Annotated in this window: 23 protein-coding genes; 9 read left to right on the top strand and 14 right to left on the bottom strand. The window is 72.2% G+C overall.

Annotated elements, in window-relative coordinates; translation table 11 throughout:
* The first annotated feature begins 85 nt into the window (after nt 1-85).
* Nucleotides 86-859 carry a pyridoxine/pyridoxamine 5'-phosphate oxidase gene (locus tag CP970_RS24520; RefSeq protein WP_150493904.1) on the top strand — a complete coding sequence of 258 codons (774 nt, stop codon included), beginning with the start codon at nt 86-88 and terminating at the stop codon, nt 857-859.
* 15 nt (nt 860-874) lie between these two features.
* Here the strand turns inward: CP970_RS24520 and CP970_RS24515 are convergent, their stop codons facing one another.
* Complete coding sequence (locus CP970_RS24515) at nt 875-1,393, bottom strand: Imm63 family immunity protein (RefSeq protein WP_055556606.1); 519 nt, start codon at nt 1,391-1,393, stop codon at nt 875-877.
* 126 nt (nt 1,394-1,519) lie between these two features.
* Between CP970_RS24515 and CP970_RS24510 the strand changes: the two genes are divergently transcribed.
* The gene (locus CP970_RS24510) at nt 1,520-2,092 is read left to right on the top strand and encodes an EF-Tu/IF-2/RF-3 family GTPase (RefSeq protein WP_055556604.1); all 573 of its coding nucleotides are present in this window, start codon (nt 1,520-1,522) and stop codon (nt 2,090-2,092) included.
* Between the two features lie 51 nt (nt 2,093-2,143).
* Here CP970_RS24510 and CP970_RS24505 read toward each other — a convergent pair whose 3' ends face one another.
* The 3 genes from CP970_RS24505 to CP970_RS24495 all read right to left on the bottom strand — a co-directional run bounded on the left by CP970_RS24505 (nt 2,144) and on the right by CP970_RS24495 (nt 4,084).
* Nucleotides 2,144-3,028, bottom strand: coding sequence for a GNAT family N-acetyltransferase (locus CP970_RS24505; protein ID WP_150493902.1), 885 nt, complete (start codon nt 3,026-3,028; stop codon nt 2,144-2,146).
* 103 nt (nt 3,029-3,131) lie between these two features.
* Entirely contained in the window at nt 3,132-3,635 is a 504-nt protein-coding gene (locus tag CP970_RS24500; protein ID WP_398655680.1) for a Zn-ribbon domain-containing OB-fold protein, read from the bottom strand.
* A complete protein-coding gene (locus tag CP970_RS24495) occupies nt 3,635-4,084 on the bottom strand; it encodes a DoxX family membrane protein (RefSeq protein ID WP_055555120.1) in 450 nt (149 codons plus the stop codon). Before CP970_RS24495 ends, CP970_RS24500 begins: the two co-directional genes overlap by 1 nt.
* Nucleotides 4,085-4,281: 197 nt before the next feature.
* Here CP970_RS24495 and CP970_RS24490 point away from each other — a divergent pair, with 197 nt between their 5' ends.
* From CP970_RS24490 to CP970_RS24480, 3 genes are all read left to right on the top strand, one after another.
* Entirely contained in the window at nt 4,282-5,448 is a 1,167-nt protein-coding gene (locus CP970_RS24490; protein WP_150493901.1) for a flavin-containing monooxygenase, read from the top strand.
* A 426-nt stretch (nt 5,449-5,874) separates the two neighbouring features.
* On the top strand, nt 5,875-8,100 hold the full coding sequence (locus tag CP970_RS24485; RefSeq protein WP_150493899.1) for an acetate--CoA ligase family protein: 2,226 nt from the start codon (nt 5,875-5,877) through the stop codon (nt 8,098-8,100).
* A gap of 85 nt (nt 8,101-8,185) precedes the next feature.
* The gene (locus CP970_RS24480; protein ID WP_150493897.1) at nt 8,186-9,007 is read left to right on the top strand and encodes an enoyl-CoA hydratase/isomerase family protein; all 822 of its coding nucleotides are present in this window, start codon (nt 8,186-8,188) and stop codon (nt 9,005-9,007) included.
* A gap of 90 nt (nt 9,008-9,097) precedes the next feature.
* On the opposite strand, the gene CP970_RS24475 is transcribed toward CP970_RS24480, so the two are convergent.
* Nucleotides 9,098-10,084 (bottom strand): hypothetical protein, encoded by a 987-nt coding sequence (locus CP970_RS24475; protein ID WP_150493895.1) that lies wholly within the window; start codon nt 10,082-10,084, stop codon nt 9,098-9,100.
* Between the two features lie 83 nt (nt 10,085-10,167).
* On the opposite strand from CP970_RS24475, the gene CP970_RS24470 reads away from it, so the two are divergent.
* Nucleotides 10,168-10,824, top strand: coding sequence for a flavin reductase family protein (locus CP970_RS24470; RefSeq protein WP_079043816.1), 657 nt, complete (start codon nt 10,168-10,170; stop codon nt 10,822-10,824).
* A gap of 32 nt (nt 10,825-10,856) precedes the next feature.
* Here the strand turns inward: CP970_RS24470 and CP970_RS24465 are convergent, their stop codons facing one another.
* On the bottom strand, nt 10,857-12,176 hold the full coding sequence (locus CP970_RS24465; RefSeq protein WP_055552486.1) for an MFS transporter: 1,320 nt from the start codon (nt 12,174-12,176) through the stop codon (nt 10,857-10,859).
* Nucleotides 12,177-12,247: 71 nt separating this feature from the next.
* On the opposite strand from CP970_RS24465, the gene CP970_RS24460 reads away from it, so the two are divergent.
* Nucleotides 12,248-13,282, top strand: coding sequence for a GlxA family transcriptional regulator (locus tag CP970_RS24460; protein ID WP_055552488.1), 1,035 nt, complete (start codon nt 12,248-12,250; stop codon nt 13,280-13,282).
* Here CP970_RS24460 and CP970_RS24455 read toward each other — a convergent pair.
* From CP970_RS24455 to CP970_RS24440, 4 genes are all read right to left on the bottom strand, one after another.
* Nucleotides 13,196-14,485 (bottom strand): MFS transporter, encoded by a 1,290-nt coding sequence (locus CP970_RS24455; protein WP_079043817.1) that lies wholly within the window; start codon nt 14,483-14,485, stop codon nt 13,196-13,198. The genes CP970_RS24460 and CP970_RS24455 overlap by 87 nt on opposite strands.
* An 81-nt stretch (nt 14,486-14,566) precedes the next feature.
* Complete coding sequence (locus CP970_RS24450) at nt 14,567-15,616, bottom strand: Zn-dependent alcohol dehydrogenase (protein WP_055552522.1); 1,050 nt, start codon at nt 15,614-15,616, stop codon at nt 14,567-14,569.
* A gap of 10 nt (nt 15,617-15,626) precedes the next feature.
* Nucleotides 15,627-16,898, bottom strand: coding sequence for an acyl-CoA dehydrogenase family protein (locus CP970_RS24445; protein ID WP_055552491.1), 1,272 nt, complete (start codon nt 16,896-16,898; stop codon nt 15,627-15,629).
* An 8-nt stretch (nt 16,899-16,906) separates the two neighbouring features.
* Complete coding sequence (locus tag CP970_RS24440) at nt 16,907-17,818, bottom strand: SDR family NAD(P)-dependent oxidoreductase (RefSeq protein ID WP_055552493.1); 912 nt, start codon at nt 17,816-17,818, stop codon at nt 16,907-16,909.
* 84 nt (nt 17,819-17,902) lie between these two features.
* On the opposite strand from CP970_RS24440, the gene CP970_RS24435 reads away from it, so the two are divergent.
* Complete coding sequence (locus CP970_RS24435) at nt 17,903-18,862, top strand: cyclase family protein (protein ID WP_055552495.1); 960 nt, start codon at nt 17,903-17,905, stop codon at nt 18,860-18,862.
* 404 nt (nt 18,863-19,266) lie between these two features.
* On the opposite strand, the gene CP970_RS24430 is transcribed toward CP970_RS24435, so the two are convergent.
* From CP970_RS24430 to CP970_RS24415, 3 genes are all read right to left on the bottom strand, one after another.
* Complete coding sequence (locus tag CP970_RS24430; RefSeq protein WP_055552497.1) at nt 19,267-19,761, bottom strand: ATP-binding protein; 495 nt, start codon at nt 19,759-19,761, stop codon at nt 19,267-19,269.
* Nucleotides 19,762-20,149: 388 nt separating this feature from the next.
* Complete coding sequence (locus CP970_RS24420) at nt 20,150-21,046, bottom strand: acyl-CoA dehydrogenase family protein (RefSeq protein ID WP_055552499.1); 897 nt, start codon at nt 21,044-21,046, stop codon at nt 20,150-20,152.
* Nucleotides 21,047-21,053: 7 nt separating this feature from the next.
* On the bottom strand, nt 21,054-22,217 hold the full coding sequence (locus tag CP970_RS24415) for an acyl-CoA dehydrogenase family protein (RefSeq protein WP_055552501.1): 1,164 nt from the start codon (nt 22,215-22,217) through the stop codon (nt 21,054-21,056).
* A 157-nt stretch (nt 22,218-22,374) separates the two neighbouring features.
* Here CP970_RS24415 and CP970_RS24410 point away from each other — a divergent pair, with 157 nt between their 5' ends.
* Nucleotides 22,375-23,952, top strand: coding sequence for a class I adenylate-forming enzyme family protein (locus CP970_RS24410; RefSeq protein ID WP_055552503.1), 1,578 nt, complete (start codon nt 22,375-22,377; stop codon nt 23,950-23,952).
* A gap of 24 nt (nt 23,953-23,976) precedes the next feature.
* Here CP970_RS24410 and CP970_RS24405 read toward each other — a convergent pair whose 3' ends face one another.
* The gene (locus tag CP970_RS24405; RefSeq protein WP_055552505.1) at nt 23,977-24,489 is read right to left on the bottom strand and encodes an EF-hand domain-containing protein; all 513 of its coding nucleotides are present in this window, start codon (nt 24,487-24,489) and stop codon (nt 23,977-23,979) included.
* Between the last annotated feature and the right edge of the window lie 114 nt (nt 24,490-24,603).

The following is a 24,603-nucleotide window of genomic DNA, read 5'->3' as shown; positions in this document are numbered from 1 at the left end:
GGGGGTGACGGGGTGAGGGGGTGAACAGCGCCCATGCGACTCGTCCCCCCACCAGGCACAGAGCCCCACGCGCCACAATCGGCACATGACTTCATCCGGCGCACAGCCCTCTCCTCCCCACCCATCCCCTCCCTCCCCTGCATCCCCCACCTCCCCCACCTCCCCCACCTCCCCCACCTCCCCCACCTCCCCCACAGAGTTTCAGCGCCTCCTGCGGGCGCAGCGGGTCTGGGACATCGACCTGCCCGCCTTCGACCCGGCGGAGGCACCGGCAAACCCGCTGCCCCTCTTCCACGAGTGGTTCGCGGAGGCCGTGGCCGCCGGGCAGGCCGAGCCGCACACCATGGGCCTGGCGACGGTGGACGAGACGGGCCTGCCCGACGTACGCACGGTGATGCTGCACGACGCCGACGACCGCGGCTGGCACTTCGCCTCACACGCGACCAGCGCGAAGGGCCGCCAGCTCGCCGCCCGCCCGGAGGCCGCCCTGCACTTCTACTGGCCCGCGCAGGCCCGCCAGATCCGCGTCCGTGGCCGGGTCGCCGAGGCCCCGCACCACGAGGGCATCGCGGATCTGCACGCCCGCTCGACCGGCGCCCTCGCGGCGGCGCTCGTGGGACACCAGAGCGAAGTCCTCAGCTCCTCGGACGAGTTGGCGCGGGCATCGACGGGCGCCTGGGAGCGGGCGGCGGCCGAGCCGGACGCGGACGCGGCGTCGTGGACGCTGTACGTGCTCGACCCGGTCGAGGTGGAGTACTTCCAGGGGGACGTGCGACGACGACATGTGCGACTGCGCTACCGACGGAACGGCGAGGCCTCCGAACGCGCCGACTGGGTGCGCGAGTTGCTGTGGCCTTAGCGTCGCCGCTGACGCTCAGTAGGGTTCGCGGAGCTTGTCGCGGAGCTTGCGCCAGCGCCGGGCGAGGAAGGACTCGTCGGCGGCTTCGATCGCGACCCAGCCGTCGAGGGGGTGGGCGTCCACGTCCTCCAGCCGGACCCCCGGGCATCGCTCGGGGATCTCCGCCCGGTACTCCTCGGCCCACTGATCGTCGAGGAGGCGCAGGAGTCCGACCTGCTTGGCGTTCCAGCCGATCCGAGTGTCCCGGTCCTCGGGCCACCTGTCCCGCTGGCCCAGCTCCCAGTACATGGCCATGGACCTGGTGGCGTCGAGGGCGACCCAGTGCATGGCCTCGTGCAGGTCCTCGGTGGTGGTGGGGCCGAATTTCACGCCGCGCTCCATCAGGGTCCAGTGGATGACGCCGTCGTGGACCTCGATCCAGGGGTAGGAGCCGTCGCGGATGGTGAACCCGACCAGGTCGCGCCTCTGCCCGTCGTAGAGCTTCGCGGACATGTCGTGCACCGCGGCCCGCACACCCTCGACCGTTATCGTCATGACGACGATTATTACATCTGACCGATCCGCTACGGGATCCGGCCGACGAGGAGGACGGTGCTCGGCCTGTGATCACTGTTATCCTCGGCGATCCGCTGATGGCTGGCCGTGGGGAGGGGAACCCGGATGGACGCACCGGGCAAGCCGTTCCTGATGCGCGTCGAGGATGTCTTCCGCCGGAACCAGGGCAGGATCGTCATGCTGACGGGCCGGATCGAGCGCGGGCGGGTTCGCAAGGGCGACGAGGTGGAGATCGTCGGCTTCGGCGGCGACGCCATCGTCACCGTAGGAGACATCGAAGCTTGCCGTCGGTACGTCGACGAGGCGAGTACGGGCATGAATGTGGGCCTGTTGATACGTGGGGCGGCGGCCGGTGCGGTTGAGCGAGGGCAGGCGCTGGCGGCACCTGGCTCCATCAGCGAACACACCCGTTTCGCCGCGGACATATCGCTGCTGTCCGAGGAACACGGCGCTGCTGAAGTACGCACTGGTGAGCGGCTCCACTGCTACATCGGCACCGCTGTAGTAACGGGTGACGTGACGCTCAGCCGGGAATCGGACACCTTGCATCCGCTCCACAGGGGCGATGTGACGATCACACTTGACCGGCCCGTCGCTCTGGAGCACGGCCAGTCCTTCACTTTCCGGCACCTCGGACGGGCTGCCGGCTCGGGGGATGTGACGCTCCTACTCGACTGAGCCTCGTCGGCGGAGCCAATGTCCGTCCGTTGCCGGGTAGCTGATGCCCCACTAGTAGGCGAAGTCGTACTGGGTGTAGTCGCGGACGGGCCGGTAGCCGATGCGTTGGTAGAGGCTGTTGCTCGTCGGGTTGTCGAGGTCGGTGAAGAGCAGGACGTCGGACGCGCCCGCGTCGAGGGCGGCGCGGCTGACCGCCACCGTGGCCGCGCCCCCGTAGCCACGGCCTCGCAGGGCCGCCGGGGTGTAGACGGGGGCGACGCGGACCTGGCCCGCGGTGCGGCGGGTGACACCGGCCATCGCGGCGGGGGTGCCGTCGGGGGTCTCCCAGAGGGTGATGCCTCCGTAGGTGAGGCGGGAGTCCGTCCACTCGCCGGGGTTCATCGCCGGGCGCTCGCCGACCGCCTCGCCGAACTCCTGGTGCCAGCGCGACAGGAGCTCCCGGTCCGCCCCGGTGGCGACGCGGGCGCGGCCGGGGGGTGCGGGCTCGGGCGGGGTGAGGGTGCCGAGCCGGTACAGACGCTGGTGGATTCCGGCCGACGCGGAGGCCCCGGTGTGCTTCTGCCAGGCCCGGACGAACGCCTCCCCGGTGGCGACATCGGCGGCGACTCCCGGCAGGTCCGGGCTGACGTCGGCGAGCTGCCGGGCGAGATCCTCGGCGGCCTCGGGGGCGAGCGGGCTGAGGGAGAGGCGGTGCGGAGGGGTCCACACGAAGGCGCCGCGGACGTCGCCGTCGGCATCGGCATCGGCATCGGCGTACGTACCGAAGAGCGGCGCCCCCTCCCCGTACACCTGGAGCCCCCGCACACGCAGGGTTTCCGTGACGCTGAGCAGGACGGTGTGCGGGGCGGGCGCGGAGTGCAGGAACTCTTCGGCGCGCGCGAGAAAACCGTCGAGGTCGGTGGTCAACTGCCAGGCGTGGTGCGGTTCGGAGGGCATGAACCATGGTGCATGGGGCCGCTCCACCTGCACAAAAACTTTTCGGCGACGCATCCTGGGTGACGACCGAGGCGCCACCCAGGCCCCGCCCCACGGCCCGTCGCTACCCGCGCCCCGCGGGCCCGAACACCGGCACCACGAACTCCCCGACCTCCCGGAACCCCACCTCCAAAGCCATCCCCATCCGCAGCTCTCCTCCCCCCTGCGACCGGCCTTCCCCCTCCCTCTCCCCCGCCCCCTCCGCACAGCCGACGATCTCCGTCATCATGCGCGGGCCCTCGGCGAGATCGACGACCGCGGCGACGTAGGGGACGCGGCTGCCGAAGGGGGGCAGGTCGTTGCGGTGCACCACCGACCACGTGTAGAGCGTGGCCCGGCCGCTCGCCCGCTCCCAGGTGACGTCCTCGCTCCAGCAGTGCGGGCAGAACTCGCGCGGATAGTGGTGCGCGGCGCCGCACGCCCCGCAGCGGCGGATCAGGAGCCGCCCCTCCGCCGCCGCGTCCCAGTAGGGGCGGGTGAAGGCATCGGCCTCCGGAAGGTCGAACCGCACGCCGCCCGCCCCACCGCTCATGCCGCCGCTCACGCCGCCGCCCATGCCGCCGCCCATCAGAAGAGTCCGATCGCGTTGTCGAGCGACCAGCTCTGCCAGGACATGGCGAAGAGGGCGACGAGCGAGGCGAGCGCCATCATCGCGTTCTGCCCCTGCTCGGCCCAGTCGTGGATCATCAGGACGAGGTAGAGGAGGTTGAGGAGCAGGCCGCCGAGCAGCGCGATCGGGGTGAGGAGGCCGACGATCAGGCCTAGCCCGAGGGCGAGTTCGGCATAGACGACGACGTACGCCATCGTCTTCGGCCGGGGCGCGACGACCGTGTCGAAGCCGCTGCGGACCGCGTTCCACTTGTGCTTGGCGGCCACGTCGGACGCCCACGCGATGCCCGTACCCCGCTCGAACCAGCCTTTCTTGTCCTTGTGGCGCCAGCTCTCCAGCCACCACAGACCGAGGCCTATGCGGAGCACGGCGAGCCATTCGGCGCCGGTGAGCCAGATCGAGTCCATGCCGTGGCCTCTTCCACTTCGGCTTGCGGGTACGCGCACGTCGGTCGGCGGTTACGCGTTTCTGACGGTACGTCAGTTCAGCGCACGGGGCGGCCGATGCGCAAGGGGCCGGAGCCGCACACACCCCGTGATCAATTCGCAACCGGTTCCGGACTTGACCGTCACCCATCAAGTAATCGCGCGATTACTCTCCAGTCATGGCCGACTCGACACCTCCGCTAACGACCCAGCAGGACCGCCCCGTCTACGTCATCGGCGGCGGTCCCGGCGGGCTCTCCGTGGCGGCGGCCCTGCGCGCACGAGGCGTACGCGCGGTCGTCCTGGAGAAGTCCGAACGCGTCGGCGCCTCCTGGCGCGGCCACTACGACCGCCTCCGGCTGCATACGACACGTCGACTCTCCAGCCTGCCGGGACTGGCCATTCCCCGGTCGTTCGGCCGCTGGGTGGCACGTGACAACGTGGTCCGCTACCTGGAGAAGTACGCCGAGTACCACCGCCTCGACGTCGTCACCGGCGTCGAGGTGACCGGCCTCGAGCGTGCGCCCGACGGCACCGGCTGGCTCCTGCACGCCACCGGCGGGCGGCAGTTGACGGGCAGCGCGGTCGTCGTCGCCACCGGCTACAACCACACCCCGCACCTCCCCGACTGGCCCGGCCTCGACACGTACTCCGGCGAACTCCTGCACGCGAGCGCCTATCGCAACCCCGCCCCCTTCGCGGGCAAGGACGTCCTGGTCGTCGGCGTCGGCAACACCGGCGCCGAGATCGCCGTCGACCTCGTCGAGGGCGGCGCGTCCCGGGTGCGGCTCGCGGTGCGCACGGCGCCGCACATCGTGCGCAGGGCCACGGCCGGGTGGCCCGCGCAGCGCACGGGCATCCTGTGCCGACGGCTCCCGGTCGCCCTGGTCGACCGCCTGTCGGGCCCGCTCGCCAGGATCAGCGTCCCCGACTTGTCGGCCAAGGGTCTGCCCCGCCCCGCCACGGGCCTGTACTCGCGGGTCAACGAGGGGGCGATCCCGGTCCAGGACGTGGGCCTGATCGACGCCGTGCGCGCGGGGCGCGTCGAGCCGGTCGCCGCGGTGGAGTCCTTCGAGGACGGCAAGGTCGCCCTCGCCGACGGCACCCTGATCGCCCCGGAGGCCGTCATCGCCGCGACGGGCTACCGTCGCGCCCTGGAAGACCTGGTCGGCGACCTCACCCCCCTGGACCCCCGAGGCCGTCCCACCACCCACGGCCCCCACACCCTCCGCCAGACCCCCGACCTCTACTTCACCGGCTTCACCAACCCCATCAGCGGAATGCTCCGCGAACTCTCCCGAGACGCGGAGAAGATCGCGAAGGCGATAGCGCGCCGCCACGGATAGCCCCCGAAGGGGCGCGGGGAACTGCGCGGCCAGCCCTCACAGACCCGCGGTCGCGTCTGCCGCGCCAGGCTCCTTGGCGGGTGCGGCTTTTCACTGGGTTGCTCGCGCAGGGAACGCAGCCGTTTAGGGGCGCGGGGAACTGCGCAGCCGTTTAGGGGCGCGAGGAACGGCGCAGCCGTTTAGGGGCGCGGGGAACGGCGCAGCTGTTTAGGGGCGCGAGGAACGGCGCAAGGGGCGAGGGGAACGGCGCGAGCAACCACAACGAGGCCCGCACCCACCCCACGACCCCACCACCCCACGACCCACCACCCAAGGCGCCCCCGCCAGAGCCGAGCCTTTGCCTGCAGCCCTGTTCCTGACACAGCGTCAGTTCAGTAATCTGACTATGCGTCAGTTAAATGCTGTCACACAGGAGCGGGCGGACCGATGCTTGGATCGACTCACGGCACCTTCACCACCGACCCCCGCCGCGCGCATGTTGTGGCCTGCGGCGAACTCCCACCCCCCGCCGTCCACGGCAGGGCCGCCACGGCGGACGACCTGGACGTCAGCGGCCGACCGCTGCACTCCGACGTACCCGACCTCGATCGCTTCTTCCGGCCCGAGTCCGTCGCCGTCATCGGCGCGTCGGACGCCGAGGGCCGCCCCAACACCGGCATCACCCGGCAGCTGATCGCCTGGTCCGAGCGGGTCGGCGCGCGACTGCATCCCGTGCACCCCACCCGTCAGTCCGTCTTCGGCATCCCCTGCTTCCCCTCCGTCGCGGACCTGCCCGAACAGGTCGATCTGGCCGTGCTGTTGGTCGGCGACCCGGGGCCCGTGATCGAGCAGCTCGCCGAGGAGAAGGTGCGCTTCGCCGTCGCCTTCGCCTCCGGGTTCGCCGAGACCGGCGAGGCAGGCGCGGCCGCCCAGGCCAGGCTCGCCGCGGCCGTAGGACGCTCCGGGCTCAGGCTGCTCGGGCCGAACACCAACCTCAACGCCTTCGAGAGGTTCCGCGACGACCTCGAAGGCCCCGCCATCGCGCTGATCACCCAGTCCGGGCACCAGGGCCGCCCCGTCTTCACCATGCAGGAACTCGGCGTCCGCCTCTCGCACTGGGCGCCCACCGGCAACGAGGCCGACCTGGAGACCGCCGACTTCATCTCCTACTTCGCCGAGCGCCCCGAGGTCGGCGCCATCGCCTGCTACGTGGAGGGCCTCAAGGACGGCCGCTCGTTCCTGCTCGCCGCCGACCGGGCGGCCCGGCGCGGGGTGCCCGTCGTCGCCGTCAAGGTGGGCCGCACCGAGACCGGCGCCCGCATGGCCGCCTCACACACCGGCAAACTGACCGGCGCCGACGCGGTGGTGGACGCGGCGATGCGGCAGTTCGGCGTGATCCGCGTGGACGGGCTCGATGAACTCCAGGACACCTCCGCCCTGTTGGCGAGGGCGCGCAGGCCGAGCGCCGACGGCGTCGTCGTCTATTCGATCTCGGGCGGCACGGGCGCGCACTTCTCCGACCTGGCGAGCGAGCGCGGGCTGCGGCTTCCCACGCTCTCCGCCGCCAAGCAGGCGGAACTGCACCAGTGGATACCGGAGTACCTGAACGTCGCCAACCCCGTCGACAACGGCGGCCACCCGGTCGGCGACTGGCGCGGCCGCAAGATCATCGACGCCATCCTCGACGACCCTGAGGTGGGGGTGCTGATCTGTCCGATCACCGGCCCCTTCCCGCCGATGAGCGACAAGCTCGCGCAGGACCTGGTGGACGCGGCGGAGCAGACGGACAAGCTGGTGTGCGTGGTGTGGGGCTCGCCGGTCGGCACCGAGGACGCCTACCGCCACACGCTGCTCGGCTCCTCGCGCGTCGCCACCTTCCGCACGTTCGCCAACTGCATCACGGCGGTGGGCGCCTATCTCGACCACCACCGCTTCACGGCCGGCTACCGCTCGCCCTTCGACGAGGCGCCGCGCTCCCCCTCGCCCTCCTTCCGCAAGGCCCAGGCCCTGATGCGGCCCGGCCAGCAGCTCAGCGAGCACGCGGCGAAGCAGCTGCTGCGCGCGTACGGGATTCGCGTACCGCGCGAGCAGTTGGTGACCAGCGCGGCGGCGGCCGTCCGCGCGGCCGGGCTCGTCGGCTACCCCGTCGTCATGAAGGCGTCCGGCCCGCAGCTCGCGCACAAGACCGAACTGGGCCTGGTGAAGGTCGGGTTGACCTCGGCGAGCCAGATCCGCGACGCCTACCGGGAGCTCACCGACATCGCCCGCTACGAGGGCATCGCGCTGGACGGCGTACTGGTCTGCCAGATGGTCGAGCCGGGGGTCGAGATGGTCGTCGGCGTCACCCACGACTCCCTGTTCGGCCCGACGGTGACCGTCGGGCTCGGCGGCGTGCTCGTCGAGGTCCTCAGGGACGCGGCCGTGCGCGTGCCGCCCTTCGGGGAGGACCAGGCGAAGACGATGCTGTCCGAACTGCGGGGGCGCGCCCTGCTCGACGGGGTCAGGGGGGCGCCGCCCGCCGATGTCGACGCGCTCGTCGAAGTCGTCCTGCGGGTGCAGCGGATGGCCCTGGAACTGGGCGACGACCTCGCCGAACTCGACATCAACCCCTTGATGGTGCTGCCCCGCGGGCAGGGCGCCGTGGCGCTCGACGCGCTCGCCGTCTGCCGCTGAACGGACCGCCGGTGAACGGCCCGAAGGCCCGCCCGGCCCGCGACGCCACCGCACTCCCGCCCGCACGAAACGGAGCCGATCCCCCATGACACCCTCCCCCGAAGCCCCCCGCGATCCCCTCGACTCATTGATACTCCACACCACTGACAACGGCGTCTCGTGGATCACGCTCAACCGTCCCGATGCCATGAACGCCGTCACCTGGGACCAGCGCGAACGCGTCATCTCGCTGCTCTCCGACGCCTCGGCCGACCCCGCCGTGCGGGCCGTGGTGATCACCGCGACCGGCAAGGGGTTCTGCGCGGGCGCCGACCTGCGCGGCGCGCCCGCCACCGGTGAGCGCGTGCCGGGCGACGTCGCCCGCACCATCAAGCGGGGCGCGCAGCGGCTGATCGCCGCGGTCCTCGACTGCGAGAAGCCGGTGATCGCCGCGGTGAACGGGACCGCGGCGGGCATCGGCGCCCATCTGGCGTTCGCCTGCGATCTGGTCATCGCCGCCGAACCCGCGAAGTTCATCGAGGTGTTCGTGCGCCGCGGCCTCGTGCCGGACGGCGGCGGCGCCTATCTGCTGCCCCGGCTCATCGGGCCGCAGCGCGCCAAGGAGCTGATGTTCTTCGGGGACGCGGTGTCCGCGGCGGACGCCGAGCGGCTGGGGCTCGTCAATCGCGTGGTGCCCGCCGACGAGCTGGAGAAGACGGCCCGGGAGTGGGCGGAGCGCCTGGCCGCCGGGCCGACGCGCGCGCTCGCGATGACCAAGCAACTGGTCAACGCCGCGCTGGAGTCGGACCGCGCCACGGCGTTCGCCGCCGAGGCCGCGGCGCAGGAGATCAACATGACCACGGCGGACTCGAACGAGGGCGTGGCGAGCTTTGTGGAGCGCCGGTCGCCGTCGTACGAAGGGCGTTGACGACCCCTACGTACGGGTACGGAGGGCATTGCCGACCACTACGTACGGAGGGTGCTGACGCCCCCCTTCCCCCGAGGCCCGACCCGCCCCCTACCTCTGATGCAGCTTCTCGATGTCCGGCGCGTCCATGTCCCCGGTCGCCACGAAGAGTTCGAGGTCGTCCTCCGTGCCGCCGATCATCCAGGACCGAGCGCCGTCTCCGCACGTGCCGACCTCGATCACGACCGTCGGGCGCCGCGGCGTGCCGTTCATCGGCTCGCCGGTGCCGACCGTCCACGTCCCGGTGCCCCCGCACGACGCACGCGCGCGTGGCACCACCGCTCGCCCGTCCGCCGCCAGCGTGAACGCGACCTTTCCGTCGTCGGACCGCCAGGCCCCCGCCAGTTGCCGGGGTGAGGGCTGCGGCGGCTCGTACTCCTTGATGAGGCCCGCCATCGTGGCGGGCACCGCGAGCCCCACGACCGCGACGCCGAGGACCACGGACGCGAGGGCCGAGCGGAGCCAGATCCCGCGTCGGCGCGGTGTGGCGCCGAGGCGTTCGGCCTGCCGCCGCCAGTACGCGACCGCGAGGACGGGCACCACGCCGCTCGCCGCGGCACCCAGCGCCAGTGCCACGAACGGGCCGCCCAGGAGGGCGAAGAAGGCCGCCCACGCGGCGCCCACCGGCAGCAGACCGACCAGCGAGAGCCCGAGGGACCAGGCCCGCTCATGCCCCCTGCCCCTGCCCCGGCGCCGCCGCCACCGGTCCGCGAGGCGCCCCAGTGCCATCGCGGGCAGCGTCTGCAGCGCGGAGTGCACCACTCCGGCGAGCGGCAGCAGCAGCGGCGCGAAGACGATCACGCAGGCGAGGCCGATGTAGGGCCCGCCGCCCGCTCCGTAGTCGTCGTTGTCGAGGGAGAGGACGTACGCGAGGAAGCCCGCCACCGGCAGCTGCGCCGCGCACGCGGCAGCAGCGGCCGTCATGCCGCTGCCGTCCCAGACGTCTCCCATGCTGCCCCGGACGTCTCGCGTGCCGCCGCCCGCGACGTCTCCCGTGCCGCCCCGCGACGCGGCTCCGACGGCATTCCCCCAGTTCATGGGCCTGAAGATACGCAAGGGGCCGGTGAGGTCCGGCAGCACCCTTCCCATCTGACACCCCGTCAGCTTCAATGGTGGATGTGATGGGACACGCAGGGATGGCGGCCACCGCCGTCCGATACCTCAGGTCGGTCGGGGCCCCCACCACTACGGGGCCCGTCGAAACTTCCCCGGCCGCCGCCGGGCCGTACCCGGGCGCGCCGCCGCGCCCCCGACTGCGCGCGGTCGGCGACGACGAGCGGGCGCCGCTCGATCCGGGCGAATTCCGGCGTGTGCTGGGGAACTTCGCGACGGGCGTGACCGTTGTCACCGCACCCGCCGCGGACGGCGAGGCGGGCCCCGCCGGTTTCGCCTGCCAGTCCTTCTCCTCGCTCTCCCTCGACCCGCCGCTGGTCTCCTTCATGGTCGCGCGTACGTCGACGACGTGGCCCCGGATCGCGCGCGCGGGCGTCTTCTGCGTGAACGTCCTGGGCGCCGACCAGGGCGAGCTCTGCCGCGGCTTCGCGGTGAGCGGCGCCGACAAGTTCGCCGGGGTGGTCTACGACGCGGCCCCGGTGTCCGGTTCGCCGCGCCTCACCGGTGCGCCCGCCTGGATCGACTGCACGGTCCAGGCCGTGCACACCGGCGGCGACCACCTGATCGTGGTCGGCCGCGTCGACGCGCTCGGCACCGACTCCGCCGATGCCGACGGAGAGCCGCTGCTCTTCCACCGCGGCAAGTTCGGCCGGTTCACGACCTGACCCGACCCGACCTGACCCGACCGTCCCACCGGTCACGCCGCGACGGGCCCCACCTTCGCCTGATCGCCGCTCCTGATCACCAGGGCCATCAGCGCCGCCGCCGCGCACAGGGCGCCCGAGGCATACCAGACCACGTCGTACGAGCCGAAGGTGTCCCGCGCCAGACCGCCGAGGAAGGCGACCAAGGCCGCGCCCACCTGGTGCGACGCCAGGACCCAGCCGAACACGATCGCGCTGTCGTCGCCGTACTGCTCGCGGCACAGGGCCAGCGTCGGCGGGACCGTCGCCACCCAGTCGAGGCCGTAGAAGACGATGAAGAAGATCATCGGCGGGTGGACGGTCTCCATGAGGAGCATCGGCAGGAAGAGCAGCGAGATGCCGCGCAGCGCGTAGTAGACGGCGAGCAGCCGCCGGGCGTCGAAGCGGTCCGTGAACCAGCCGGACGCGATCGTCCCCACGACGTCGAAGACCCCGATGACGGCGAGCAGCGAGGCGGCCGTCGTGATCTTCATGCCGTGGTCGTGCGCCGCGGGCACGAAGTGCGTCTGGACCAGGCCGTTCGTGGAGGCGCCGCAGATCGCGAAGGTGCCCGCGAGCAGCCAGAAGGGGCCCGTGCGGGCGGCCTTGACCAGCACCCCGATCGTGCGCCGTGCGGCCCCCGTGACGGGCGGCGGCTTCGGCACGAACTCCTTTGACCCGTACGGCTTCAGGCCCACGTCGGCCGGGTGGTCGCGCAGCAGCAGCCAGACGAAGGGGACCACGGCGAGGGCCGCGAGCGCGACCGTCACCGCGGCGGGGCGCCAGTCGTGCTCCTCGACGATCCAGGAGAGCACCGGCAGGAAGATCAGCTGACCGGAGGCGGAGGCCGCCGTGAGGATGCCGGTGACCAGGCCGCGCCGCGCCGTGAACCAGCGGTTGGTGACGGTGGCCGCGAAGGCGAGCGCCATCGACCCGGAGCCGAGGCCCACGAGCAGCCCCCAGCAGAGCAGCAGCTGCCAGGCCGAGTCCATCCAGTACGTCAGGCCCGAGCCGCACGCGATGACGACGAGGGCGACCGCGACGACCCTGCGGATGCCGAAGCGGTCCATCAGCGCGGCGGCGAACGGGGCGGTCAGGCCGTACAGCGCGAGGTTGATGGAGACCGCGAGCCCGATGGTGCCGCGCGACCAGTGGAATTCGTCGTTCAGCGGGTCGATGAGCAGCCCGGGGAGGGAGCGGAAGGCGGCCGCGCCGATGATCGTCACGAAGGTCACCGCGGCGACGAACCACGCGCGGTGGATGCGGGACGCGCGGCGCCCGCGCTCGGGTCCGGGAGTCCGCGTCGCGTCGGCCGGGTCGATTGTCTGGGTCACGTCAGCAAGGATCCGGCCGGAATCCGACCCGAACGAGTGGCCCGATGGTCAGCCTTCGCTAGGATCGGGCCATGGCCGCCGACCGTCCCGGAACACGGACAGACCCCGCCCCCGCACGCCACCGCATCGTCGTCCTCGCCCTCGACGGCGTCATCCCGTTCGAACTGGGCATCCCTCAGCGGATCTTCGGGCGGGCCAGGGACGCCGCGGGGCACCGGCTGTACGAGGTGGTGACCTGCTCCGTCCGGCCACCGGGGCCGGTGCGGACGGACGCGGACTACGCGATCCTCGTCGAACACGGGCCGGGGGCCCTGGCCGATGCGGACACCGTCGTGGTGCCCGCCTCGTACGAACTGGGTCCCGTGTACGAGGAGGGGCGGCTGACCGACGAGCTCACCGCCGCACTCGCGCACATCAGGCCGGGCACCCGGCTCATCTCCATCTGCACGGGCGGGTACGTCCTGGCCGCCGCCGGATACCTCGACGGCCGCCCCGCGACCACGCACTGGAGCTCCGCCGAGCACTTCCAGCGGCTCTTCCCGAAGATCAAGGTCGACGCGGACGTGCTGTTCATCGACGACGGTGACGTCCTGACGTCGGCGGGCGTGGCGTCCGGCGTCGACCTCTGCGTCCACATCGTGCGCCGCGACCACGGCACGGCCGTCGCCAACGCCGTGGCCCGCCTCACCGTCGTCCCCCCGCACCGCGACGGCGGCCAGGCGCAGTACATCGAACGCCCGGTCCCCGAGCCCCAGTTGGCGACCACGAGCACCGCGCGGGCCTGGGCGCTCGACCGCCTCGACCGGCCGCTCCAGCTGCGCGACCTGGCCGAGCAGGAGGCCATGTCGGTGCGCACGTTCACCCGCCGCTTCCGCGAGGAGGTCGGCATCAGCCCCGGGCAGTGGCTCACCCAGCAGCGCGTGGAGCGGGCGCGGCACCTCCTTGAGTCAAGCGGCCTCTCCGTCGACCAGGTGGCGCGGAACGCGGGCTTCGGCACGGCGCAGTCGATGCGCCAGCACCTACAGGCCGCGCTCGGCGTCACCCCCACCGCGTATCGCCGCACGTTCCGCGATGTCGTCGCCGCGCCCGCCGACGCCGTCCGCTGAAGCCGGGGAGGCGCCGGCCCCGCTGGACACGACCTGCCCCGTGGACGGTGCGGGCCGCACCTCACCGAGCAGCCCGACCACCGTGAGGACCACGCTGAGGCCGACGCCCGCCAGGATCGCCGTCGACGGCGACGCGACGCTGAGCAGGGCGCCCGCCAGGGAGCCGCTCGCCGCGTAACCCGCGCCCACCGCCGCGTACATCACCGAATAGCCCGCCGCGAGCGCGCTCGGCGGCAGGACCTCGCGCAGCGACAGGTTCCGGGTGAGCATCGCGCCCGCCTGCAGCACTCCCGCGACGCCGAGCGCGCCGAACAGCCAGCCGAGGGACGGCAGCAGGGCGACCAGGGCGAGGCAGCCCGAGACGGCGAACATCAGCACCATGCTCTGCGTCCGCAGCCGCCCCGGCCACGAGCGAAGGCCGTAGCAGAACGATCCGACGGCGGAGCCGAGCGCGAGCCCGGCGAGCAGCGGCCCCGCCCAGCCCACGGCTATGCCGCGCTGTTCGAGGAGGGCGGGCAGCACCAGCTCGGCGAGGGCGAGCATGGACAGGCTGGCCGCGCCCGTGACGTAGATCGGCCAGGCCCGCACGAGGATCCGCGTCATCGGCTCGCCGCCCCGGTCGTCCGCGTCGGAATCCCAGCCGACGGGCAGCAGCCAGAGCCCCGCGACGGCGGACGCCATGAGCGCGGCGGCGAGCAGGAGCGGGAGCGCGGGTGAGACGCCGAGGGCGAGCCCGGTGACGGCGGCGGGCGCGACGGCCCATATCCCGAAGGTCAGCATCGACTCGACGGACAGCGCCTGCGCGGCGGCCTTCTCCGGCACCACGCTGTTCAGGAGCGCGCGCAGGCCGCCGGTCGCGGCGGCGGGGGCGGCGCCCGCGACGAAGGCGAAGAGCCCGAGGGCCACGGGGTGCGCGCCGGGCAGCGCGCCGAGCGCGGCGAATCCGAGCGCGCCCACGGCGAGCCCCACGGCCAGCTGCGGCCGCGCCCGCTCGGCCCGCAGCCGCACGCCGAGCAGCGGGGCGCCGATGATCTCGCCGATCACGTACACCGCGGCGAGCACCGCGCCCAGCGCATAGCCGCCGGGCCGCTCGCGCACGAGGAAGACCACCGCGAGCGGCGCCGCGGCCACCGGCATCCGGGCGCCGACGGCCACGACGCCCCAGCGGACGACCTCCTTGGTCATGACCTCGCGATAGCTCATGTTCCGAAGCTAGGCGACGGCACTGACAATGCCCACGGGTTATCCACAGGCGCCTCGCGACCGGCCGCCTCTCGAACGGCTTCAGAACGTCAGCACCCCGCGCGCCACCCGTCCCGCCTCCGCGTCCTGCACGGCCTTGGCGAAGTCCTCGACCGGGTAGGTGGCGGTGACCAGTTCGTCCAGCATGAGCCGTCCCGCGCGGTACAGCTCGGCGTAGAGCGCGAAGTCCCGCTGGGGGCGCGCCGATCCGTAGCGGCAGCCGAGGATGGACTTGTCGAGGAACATCGACGCGACCACGAACGACGCCTCGGCCGTGGCGGCGGGCATGCCGAGAAGCACCGCCTGGCCGTGCCGGTCGAGCAGGTCGATCGCCTCGCGCACCAGCTCGACGCGGCCCACGCACTCGAAGGCGTGGTCGGCGCCGTCCGGCAGGATCTCCTTGACGCCCTCGGTGGAGCGCAGGAAGTGCGTGGCCCCGAACTGCCGTGCCACGGCTTCCTTTTCGGGGTTGGCGTCCACCGCGACGATGCGCGTCGCACCGGCGATCCGCGCGCCCTGGAGGACGTTGAGCCCGATGCCACCCGTGCCGATCACCACCACGGATTCGCCCCGGTCGACCTTGGCCCGGTTGAGCACGGCGCCGACGCCGGTGACCACGCCGCAGCCGATCAGCGCGGCCGAGGTCAGCGGAATGTCATCGGCGATCTTCACCGCCTGCACGGCCTTGACGATCGTGCGTTCGGCGAAGGCGGAGTTGGCGGCGAACTGGTAGATCGGCCGCCCACCGCGCGAGAACGTCTTGTCGGGCCTGCCGATGGCCTTGCGGCACATGGTCGGCCGCCCCCTGTTGCACTCCGCGCAGGCCCCGCAGCTCGCGATGGTCGACAGGGCCACGTGGTCGCCGGGCGCGACGTGGCTCACCCCGGCGCCCACGGCCTCCACGACCCCGGCCCCCTCGTGCCCGAGCACCACGGGCGGCGGGAACGGAATGGTCCCGTCGATCACCGAGAGATCGCTGTGGCAGAGCCCGGCCGCGGCGATCGCGACCAGCACCTCGCCGGGACCCGGATCACGTATCTCCAGGTCATCCACGACCTCGACCCGCTTCCCGTCGAAGACGACACCCCTCACCACGCACCCCTCACCGAGGCCCCCTGGCCTCTCTCGGCAGACCGAGCACGCGCTCGGCGATGATGTTCCGCTGGATCTCGTCCGAGCCGCCGTAGATCGTGTCGGCGCGGGTGAAGAGGAAGAGCCTTTGCAGGGCGTCGAGTTCGTACGGGGATGCCTCGGACCAGTCCGAGGGCCCGACGGTGGCCGCCGCGCCCCTGACGCTCATCGCGAGCTCCCCGAGCCGCTGGTGCCAGCGCCCCCACAGCAGCTTGGCGACGCTCGGCGCGCCCGCGTCGCCCTGCCCGCCGCCCTTCTCCGAAGAGCCGCCCTTCTCCGAAGCCGAAGCCGAAGCCGATCCCGAACCCGAACCCGAACCGCCCAGCGTCCGCAGCGCGTTCCACCGCATCACCCGCAGCTCCGCCCACTGCCGTACGAGCCGGTCGCGCAGCACGGGGTCGTCGGCCGCCCCGCCCGCGACGGCCTCGCGCAGCACGCCCCCGAGCTCCTCGGCGAACCCGATCTGCTGGACGAGCGTGGAGACCCCGCGTTCGAAGCCGAGCAGCCCCATGGCGACGCGCCAGCCGTTGCCCTCGCCGCCCACCACATGGGCGCTACGCGCGCGTGCCCCGTCGAAGAAGACTTCGTTGAACTCGCTCGTGCCCGTCAGCTGCCGGATGGGGCGCACCTCGATCCGCCCCGGCTGGTCCATCGGGACGAGCAGGAACGACAGGCCGTGGTGCCCCTGGGAGCCCTCCTCCGTACGCGCGAGGACGAAGCACCAGTCGGCGTCGTGGGCGAGCGACGTCCACACCTTCTGGCCGCTGATCCGGTACGCGTCCCCGTCCCGCACGGCGGCCGTACGCAGCCCGGCCAGGTCGGATCCGGCGCCCGGCTCGCTGTAGCCCTGGCACCAGAGGGCGTCGCCGCGCGCGATGGGCGGCAGGAACTCGTCCCGCTGCTCCTGGGTTCCGTACGCGAGGAGGGTGGGCGCGAGGAGGTTCTCGCCGATGTGTCCGTAGCGTCCGGGGGCGCCCACGCGCGCGTACTCCTCGGCCCAGACGACCTGCTGGGTCAAAGTGGCGCGCCGGTTCCCGTACGCGTCGGAGTCCCAGCCGATGCCGATCCAGCCGCCGCGCCCCAACTCGCGCTCCCAGGCCCTGCGTTGCGCACTGTCCTCGTGCTCGCTGCCGGGACCGCCCCGGCCGACCGAGGCGGCGAAGGGACCGGTGAGGTGCTCGGCGAGCCAGGACCGCGCCTCGGCACGGAACTCCTCGTCGGCCGCCGCGAAGCCGAACTCCACGGCCCCGCCTACGCGTTCGGCCGGTCTTTGGCGGCCGCCGCCTTGGCCATGGCCTCCAGCTGCGCCAGCATCGGCATGGGGTCGACGCCGACCGTCCCCGGCAGGAAGTCGGCGATCTTCTCCGGGGTCCATGCGCCGTCCGCGTACCCGGCCCGCAGCTCGCGCGGCTGCGCCCAGACGGCGATCTTGGGTCCGGCGATCGTGTAGACCTGCCCGGTGATCTTCTCCTCGCGGGCCCGGTCGCTGAGCAGATAGGTGACGAGGGCGGCGACGTCCTCGGGCTCGCCGATCTCCTTGAGCTCCATCGGCACGTTCGCCGACATGCGCGTACGGGCGACGGGCGCGACGGCGTTGGCGGTCACGCCGTACTTGTTGAGGCCGAGCGCCGCGCTGCGCACCAGCGAGATGATCCCGCCCTTGGCCGCGCTGTAGTTGGCCTGCGCGACGGAGCCCTGGTGGTTGCCGCTGGTGAAGCCGATGAGCGTGCCGGTGCCCTGCTTGCGCATGACGGCGGACGCGGCCCTGAAGACGGTGAAGGTGCCCTTCAGGTGGGTGGCGACGACGGGGTCCCACTCCTGTTCGGACATGTTGAAGAGCATGCGTTCGCGCAGGATCCCGGCGACGCAGACGACGCCGTCGACGCGCCCGTACTCGGCGAGCGCGACGTCGACGATGCGCTGGCCGCCCGCCATGGTGGAGATGTCGTCGGCGACGGCGACGGCCTCGCCGCCCGCGGCCTGGATCTCCTTGACCACGGCGTCGGCTATCTCGCTGGTCGGCTCGCCGCCTTCCATGGAGACGCCGTAGTCGTTGACGACGACCCTCGCTCCCTCGGCTGCCGCGGCGAGCGCGACGGCCCTGCCGATGCCGCGCCCGGCGCCGGTCACGGCCACCACCTTGCCTGCCAAGAAGTTCCCCACGCCCGGCCCCTTCCCGCGGTTTCTGACGGACCGTTAGATTCTATGACCCGTCAGATACCGAAAGACAAGCCCCGGGGAGGACTCATGTCAGACTCACCAGGCGCGGACGCGGCACCCAGCGCGCTGCCGCCCGAGTTCCACGACATCGCCAAGCGCGTGAACAACTGGGGCCGTTGGGGGTCGAACGACGAGATCGGCACGCTCAACCTCGTCACCGACGAGGTCGTGCGCGAGGCCGCGGCGACCGTCCGCAGCGGTCGGCGCGTGCCGCTCGCGCTGCCGCTCAAGGAGGACGGCGTACAGACCGGGATGATCCCCGGGCGGGTCAACCCGCTCCACACGATGGTGCAGATCAACCAGCAGATCTTCGGCCCCGGCACGGTCGCCACCAGCGACGACGCGGTCACCATGGGCCTGCAGACGGCCACCCACTGGGACGCGCTCACCCATGTCTCGCACTCGGGAAAGATCTACAACGGCCGCCCCGCGGACAGCATCACCGCACACGCGGGCGCCCGGCACAGCGGCATCGACAAGGTGCCGTACGTCGTCTCGCGCGGCGTCCTGCTCGACGTCGCGCGCGCCAAGGGCCTCGACCGGCTGCCCGGCGATCACGCGGTCACGCCCGAAGAACTGGACGAGGCAGCGGAGTTCGGGGGTGTCACGGTGCGGGCCGGGGACATCGTGCTCGTCCGCACCGGACAGCTCCAGGTCTATCTGGCGGGCGACAAGCACGCGTACGCCTACCCCTCACCGGGCCTCTCGCTGCGCACGCCCGAGTGGTTCCACGCGCACGACGTCGCGGCGGTCGCCAACGACACCCTGACCTTCGAGATCTTCCCGCCGGAGATCGAGAACCTGTGGCTGCCCGTGCACGCGCTCGACCTGGTCGAGATGGGGATGCTGCAGGGCCAGAACTGGGATCTGGAAAAGTTGTCCACAGCCTGTGCAGAAGAATCCCGCTACGCCTTCCTGCTCTCGGCGATGCCCGAGCCGTTCATCGGCGGCACGGGGACGCCGGTGGCACCGGTCGCCGTGCTGTAGCGAGCCTCAGGGCTCCCAAGCCTCCCGGAACCTCCCGGGACCCTCCGGAAAGGCGGCGCGTCGGCTTCCGCCCCGAGCGCGATGCCGCGCGCGCCGCCATCCGGCTCCGGCGCTTGACCCTGCCCCTCGTGCCCCCGAAGGGACCGACGCCGAATCACGACCCACGTCTCGTCAAGGACCCTCCCGTCACTGAGCACCCTCGACGTCCCCTCGCAGCGAATCGCTGCACACAAGCGTGATCAATCGGACACGCTACGTCAATACCTGTTCGGCGATTAACGGCTTATGCCTGCTTTGGCCTACCCGCGCACGGGCGCGCGCATCGTGGCACGCGACGGCGCATACGGGGGCAGAAGTCCAGGCAGGGGGCTCAGACCGGCCCGGCCACCTGGGCGCGCACCGGCTCAGACGGCCTCGTACGCGGCATCGGCGCCCGCGTCGGCGTCGTCATAGGTCGTCCCGTCGAACGTGGCCGCGGCGACGCCCGCGTCACACCGGTCGATCTCGCACCAGATGCTCTTGCCCGCACCCTCGTGCTGCCAGCCCCACCGGTCGGCGAGGCCGTCGACGAGTTCAAGACCGCGGCCGTTGGTGTCGTCGCCCTCCGCGTGCCGGGGCCTGGGCGGACGGGCGCTGCTGTCGGCCACCTCGACCCGGACCGTGCCGGGTGCGTCGGCGGGGCCGGGAACGTCCGGGAGCAGCATGCGCAGAACGGCCGGACAGCCCGTGTGCACAACGGCGTTGGTGACGAGCTCCGAGATCAGCAGGATGAGCGTCTCGGCGACCGGCTCGTCCGCCTGTATCCCCGAGCCGGCGAGCCGCGAACGGGCCCATCGCCTGGCCCGTCCCACCTCTGCCGGGTCGGCCCCGACCTCCAGCTGAACTTGAAGCACCTGCACCGCTCACACCATCCGAACCGGCGGACACATCGCCTCGCGACTCCACAGGGTCACCGAACGTGATCCCCTTGGGAGACAGCATGATTGACGTTCAGTCACCCCAACAAGCGCTTCGGGCATATTCCAGCGCGAAGGAGTACGCGTGCTGCATACTGTGCGACGCGTCCCGCCGGGGGTCGAACAGGGGGGTTCGAAATCCCTCCCCGCCCTGCGAGCGGCGCGCATTGCCGGGTCCGGCGCGGCCTCAGGGGCAACACCGGGATGGCTCAGCCTCAGAACCACTCGCATCTCACACAAGGTACCCGAGGCGGACACCGACTCCGTGCCGTGACGAGTCACGCGTAGGACACAACCCGATATCGACGCTCCGTGACGTCACAGCGCGCGGTCACAGCGCGGCGGCGAGCGCCTCCTCGGCGTCGCCCGCCGACCGCCCGGCACCGGCCCGCACCCAGGCCCGCTTCAGATGCAGGTGCACGTCCGCCTCCCAGGTGAAGCCCATCCCGCCGTGCACCTGGAGGCAGTCCCTCGCGTTGCGCACCGCGGCGTCGTCGGCGAGCAGCTTGGCCCCGCACACCTCCAGCGGGTCCCCGGTGACGGCCGCCGCGTAGACGGCGGCGCGGGCGGTCTCCGCGCGTACGAGCATCTGTGCGCAGAGGTGCTTCACGGCCTGGAAGGCACCGATCAACTGTCCGAACTGTGCCCGTTCGCGGGCATATTGAACGGCCATCTCCGTGGTGCGCGCGGCGCTGCCGAGCTGCTCGGCGGCGGTGAGCAGCGCACCGGCACCGGCCCGGAAAGCGCCGCCGGAGGCCCCGGAGCCACCAGCAGGCAGCCGGTGCAGCGGTGTCAGCGGGTCAACCGACCGGGCGGGGACGGCGCCGCTCACGTCCCCGCGTACGACGTCGGCCTCGTCGAGCCAGGCGACCAGCGACCCGTCGGCGGACGTCACCATCACGTCCCCGGACGCGGCGCCCGGAATGTCCCCCGCGGCGAGGAAGGTGGCCACCAAGGGCCCCGGCAGCAGCACCCGCCCTGCCTCCTCGAAGGCGAGCACCGCCTCGGGGAGCCCGAGCCCGACGCCACCCTCGGCCTCCGGCAGGGTCAGCGAGAAGAACCCGGCGGCGCCGAGCTCGCGCCACAGCTCCCGGTCGAGCGGTGCGGTCCCCGCCCGCTCGGACGCGTCCACGGCGGCCCGCAGCGCCGCGCGGTCGAACCGCCCCTCCAGGAGGTCGCGCACGCCGTCCCGCAACGCGCGCTGATCCTCTGTGAGTTGGAAATCCATACGGACCTCACCGCCCCTTCGGGAGGCCGAGTATCCGCTCGGCGACGATGTTCTGCTGGATCTGCGAGGTCCCCGCGGCGATCGTGTAGGACAGCGAGGAGAGCCGGTCGAGGGCCCACGGGTGGCCGAGGTCGAGCGCGCCGGGGCCGAGCACGTCGGCGGCCGCGTCGTACAGCTCCTGGCGCGCGTGCGAGTAGCGCAGTTTGAAGACCGAGCCGCCGACGCCCGGCACCCCGCCGGTGTGCTGGGACTCGCTCACGTTCCACTGGGTGAGCCGCCACAGGGCGCCGAACTCCGCGCTGAGGCGCCCGAGCCTGCGGCGCAGGACCGCGTCGTCCCAGCGGCCGTTCTTGCTTGCCTCGCGGGCGAGTTCGCCAAGGACGCGCCGACAGGCCACCACCTCCCCCACGAAGGCGGTGCCCCGCTCGTACGACAGGGTCACCATCGTCACGCGCCAGCCGTCGTTCTCGTCGCCGACCCGGTTGGCCACCGGCACCCTGACCTCGTCGAGGAACATCTCGGCGAACTCCGTGGACCCGGCGAGCGTACGCAAGGGACGCACGGTGATCCCGGGCGCGTCCATCGGCATCGCGAGCCAGGAGATGCCGCGGTGCTTGGGCACGGACTCGCTCACCGGGGTGGTGCGGACCAGGAGTTCGCACCAGTCGGCGACCTCGGCGTGCGAGGTCCAGATCTTGGATCCGCTCACTACGTAGTGGTCGCCGTCGCGCCACGCGCGCGTGCGCAGCGACGCGAGGTCGGATCCGGCGTCGGGCTCGCTGAAGCCCTGGCACCACACCTCGTCGCCGCGCAGCACCGGCGGCAGCCACCGCGCGCGCTGTTCGGCGCTCCCTTCGGAGGCGATGGTCGGGCCCGCGTGCAGCAGGCCGACGAAATTGGCCCCTACGTAGGGTGCGCCCGCCTTCTCCGTCTCCTCCAGGTAGATCAGGTGCTGCGTGGGCGTCGCGCCCCGGCCGCCCGCGTCGACGGGCCAGTGCAGGCCGGCGTACCCGGCGTCGTACAGCCTGCGCTGCCACCCCATGTCGTACGCCCGCCGCCCCGGCCAGTCCAGCGGGTCGGGGGGCGGCGGCAGTTCGGGGAGCGTCCGGGCGAGCCACCGGCTCAGGCGCGCCCGGAACTCGTCCTCCTCCGCGGTGTACGTGAGGTCCACGCGGCGCCTACCTCCCACAGCCCCACCGGGCTATCTGATGACCCGTCAGAAGGCAGGCTAGCCCCGCACCCCTGGACCGACAAGGCGTCGAAGCTTACGCTCTCGACCTGATCTGACTATCCGTCAGTTACGCCCTTCAAGAGGGGATCTGGACCGCATGAGGACCTCGGAGAACGAGACCGCGTACGAACTGGGCGCCTCCCGCACCCTCTGGGAGCTCATCGAGCGCCGCGCCGCACTCACCCCCGAAGCGCCCGTCCTCATCCAGTCGGCCGACGACCCCGCCGACGACAAAACGCTGACCTTCGGCGGGCTGCGGGACCGCGCCGAACGCGTCGCGGCGGGCCTGTACGCGATGGGCGTACGCCCCGGCACGGTCGTCGCCTGGCAGCTGCCCACCCGCATCGAGACGGCGCTGCTCTCCTTCGCCCTTGCCCGCATCGGCGCGGTCCAGTCCCCGGTGATCCCCTTCTACCGCGACCGCGAAGTCGGCTTCGCGCTGCGGGAGTCGAAGGCGGAGTTCTTCGCGGTGCCCGGCGTCTGGCGCGGCTTCGACCACACGACGATGGCCCGGAGCCTCGCCGAGCAGGGCCGATTCACGGTCTTCGAGGCGTACGACGAGCTGCCCGACGGCGACCCCGCGGTGCTGCCCGCGCCGCCCGCCGACGGCACCTCCGTACGCTGGATCTACTGGACGTCGGGCACCACCTCCGACCCCAAGGGCGTGCTGCACACCGACCGTTCGCTGATCGCGGGCGGCTCGTGCCTGGCCCACGCGCTGCACCTGACCTCGTCCGACGTCGGCTCGATGGCGTTCCCCTTCGCGCACATCGCGGGCCCCGACTACACCGTGATGCTGCTGCTCTACGGCTTCCCCGCGGTGATGTTCGAGCGGTTCGCGCTGCCGGACTCGCTCGACGGCTACCGGCGGCACGGCGTGACGGTGGCGGGCGGCTCGACGGCGTTCTACTCGATGTTCCTCACCCAGCAGCGCCAACTGCCGCCCGGCGAACGGCTCATACCCACGCTGCGCCTCCTCGCGGGCGGCGGGGCGCCCAAGCCTCCGGAGATCTATCACGCCGTCGTACGCGAGATGGGCTGCCAGCTCACCCACGGCTACGGCATGACCGAAGTGCCGATGATCACGATGGGCGCGCCCGACGACACGGCGGAGAACCTCGCGACGACCGAGGGGCTGCCGCCCGACGGCATGCGGATCCGCGTCACGGACGCCGAGGGCAAGGAGCTGCCGCCCGGGACGGACGGCGAGGTGCGGCTGCGCGGCGAGGCCGTCTGCCAGGGCTACCTGGACCCCGGGCAGAGCGCGGGCGTCTTCGACGCGGACGGCTTCCTGATCACCGGCGACCTCGGCCACGTCAAGGAGAGCGGCCATCTGGTCCTGACCGGGCGGGCCAAGGACATCATCATCCGCAAGGGCGAGAACATCTCGGCCAAGGAGATCGAGGACCTGCTCCACCAGCACCCGGCCGTCGGCGACGCGGCGGTCGTCGGGCTGCCCGACCCCGAGCGCGGGGAACGGGTCTGCGCGGTCCTCGAACAGCCGCCGGGCGCACCGGAATTGACGCTGGCCGCGGTCACCTCGTACCTGCGCGAGGAGGGCCTCGCCACCTACAAGCTGCCGGAGCAACTGGAGGTGGTGGAGGCCCTCCCGCGCAACGAGACACTGCGCAAGGTGCTCAAGTACCGCCTGCGGGAACGCTTCTCGCGGCCCTAGGCAGCGACCGCGCTCAACAACGGATCACTCGGGCACCGTGAAGTACGCCGCGAAGGCCCGCACGATCTCCTCCTCGGAGACCCGGCCGTCACGGTCGGCGTCGAGCGCGGCGGCCGCCGCGGCCGCGATGTCCTCGGGCACGCCGAGGGCCTTCAGCGCGCGCTGGGCCTCCTGGGGGCTCGCCGAGCCGTCGCCGTCGCTGTCGGCGACGCGCAGCACCGCGAGCAGGAAGGGGCGCGCGATCTCCGCGAACCGGCCGGGGTTGTCCCGCAGCCGCTTCACCGCGCCGCCCACGAACTCGTCCCGGGTGATGCGCTGGTCCCCGTCCCGGTCCGCGATCCCGGCCATGCCCTGCCAGAACGCCTCGGCACCGATGTAGAGGGCCTGGCCCTTCTCGGAGCGCGCCGTGGCGCCGAACTCCGCACACAGCGCGGCCGCCGCCGTGCTGAAGTCCTCACGGGAGATGTAGCCGTTGCCGTCCTGGTCGAAGGTGGCGAACCGGGCCGCGATCCTACGCTCGTACTCGGCACTGTCCATGATCTTCGGGCCGCCTCACTTCCGCGGTTGGGGGGTGTCTTTCCTGGTGCTGCCTGGTACTTCTCGCAGCGAGCGTACGTCTTCGAAGACGCCGGGGAGACGGGAAACCGGCGC

Origin of the sequence: Streptomyces kanamyceticus, from assembly GCF_008704495.1 — a bacterium.
Taxonomy (GTDB): domain Bacteria; phylum Actinomycetota; class Actinomycetes; order Streptomycetales; family Streptomycetaceae; genus Streptomyces; species Streptomyces kanamyceticus.
The sequence above is the reverse complement of the archived record's forward strand: the minus strand, read 5'-3'. Positions and strand labels throughout refer to the sequence as shown.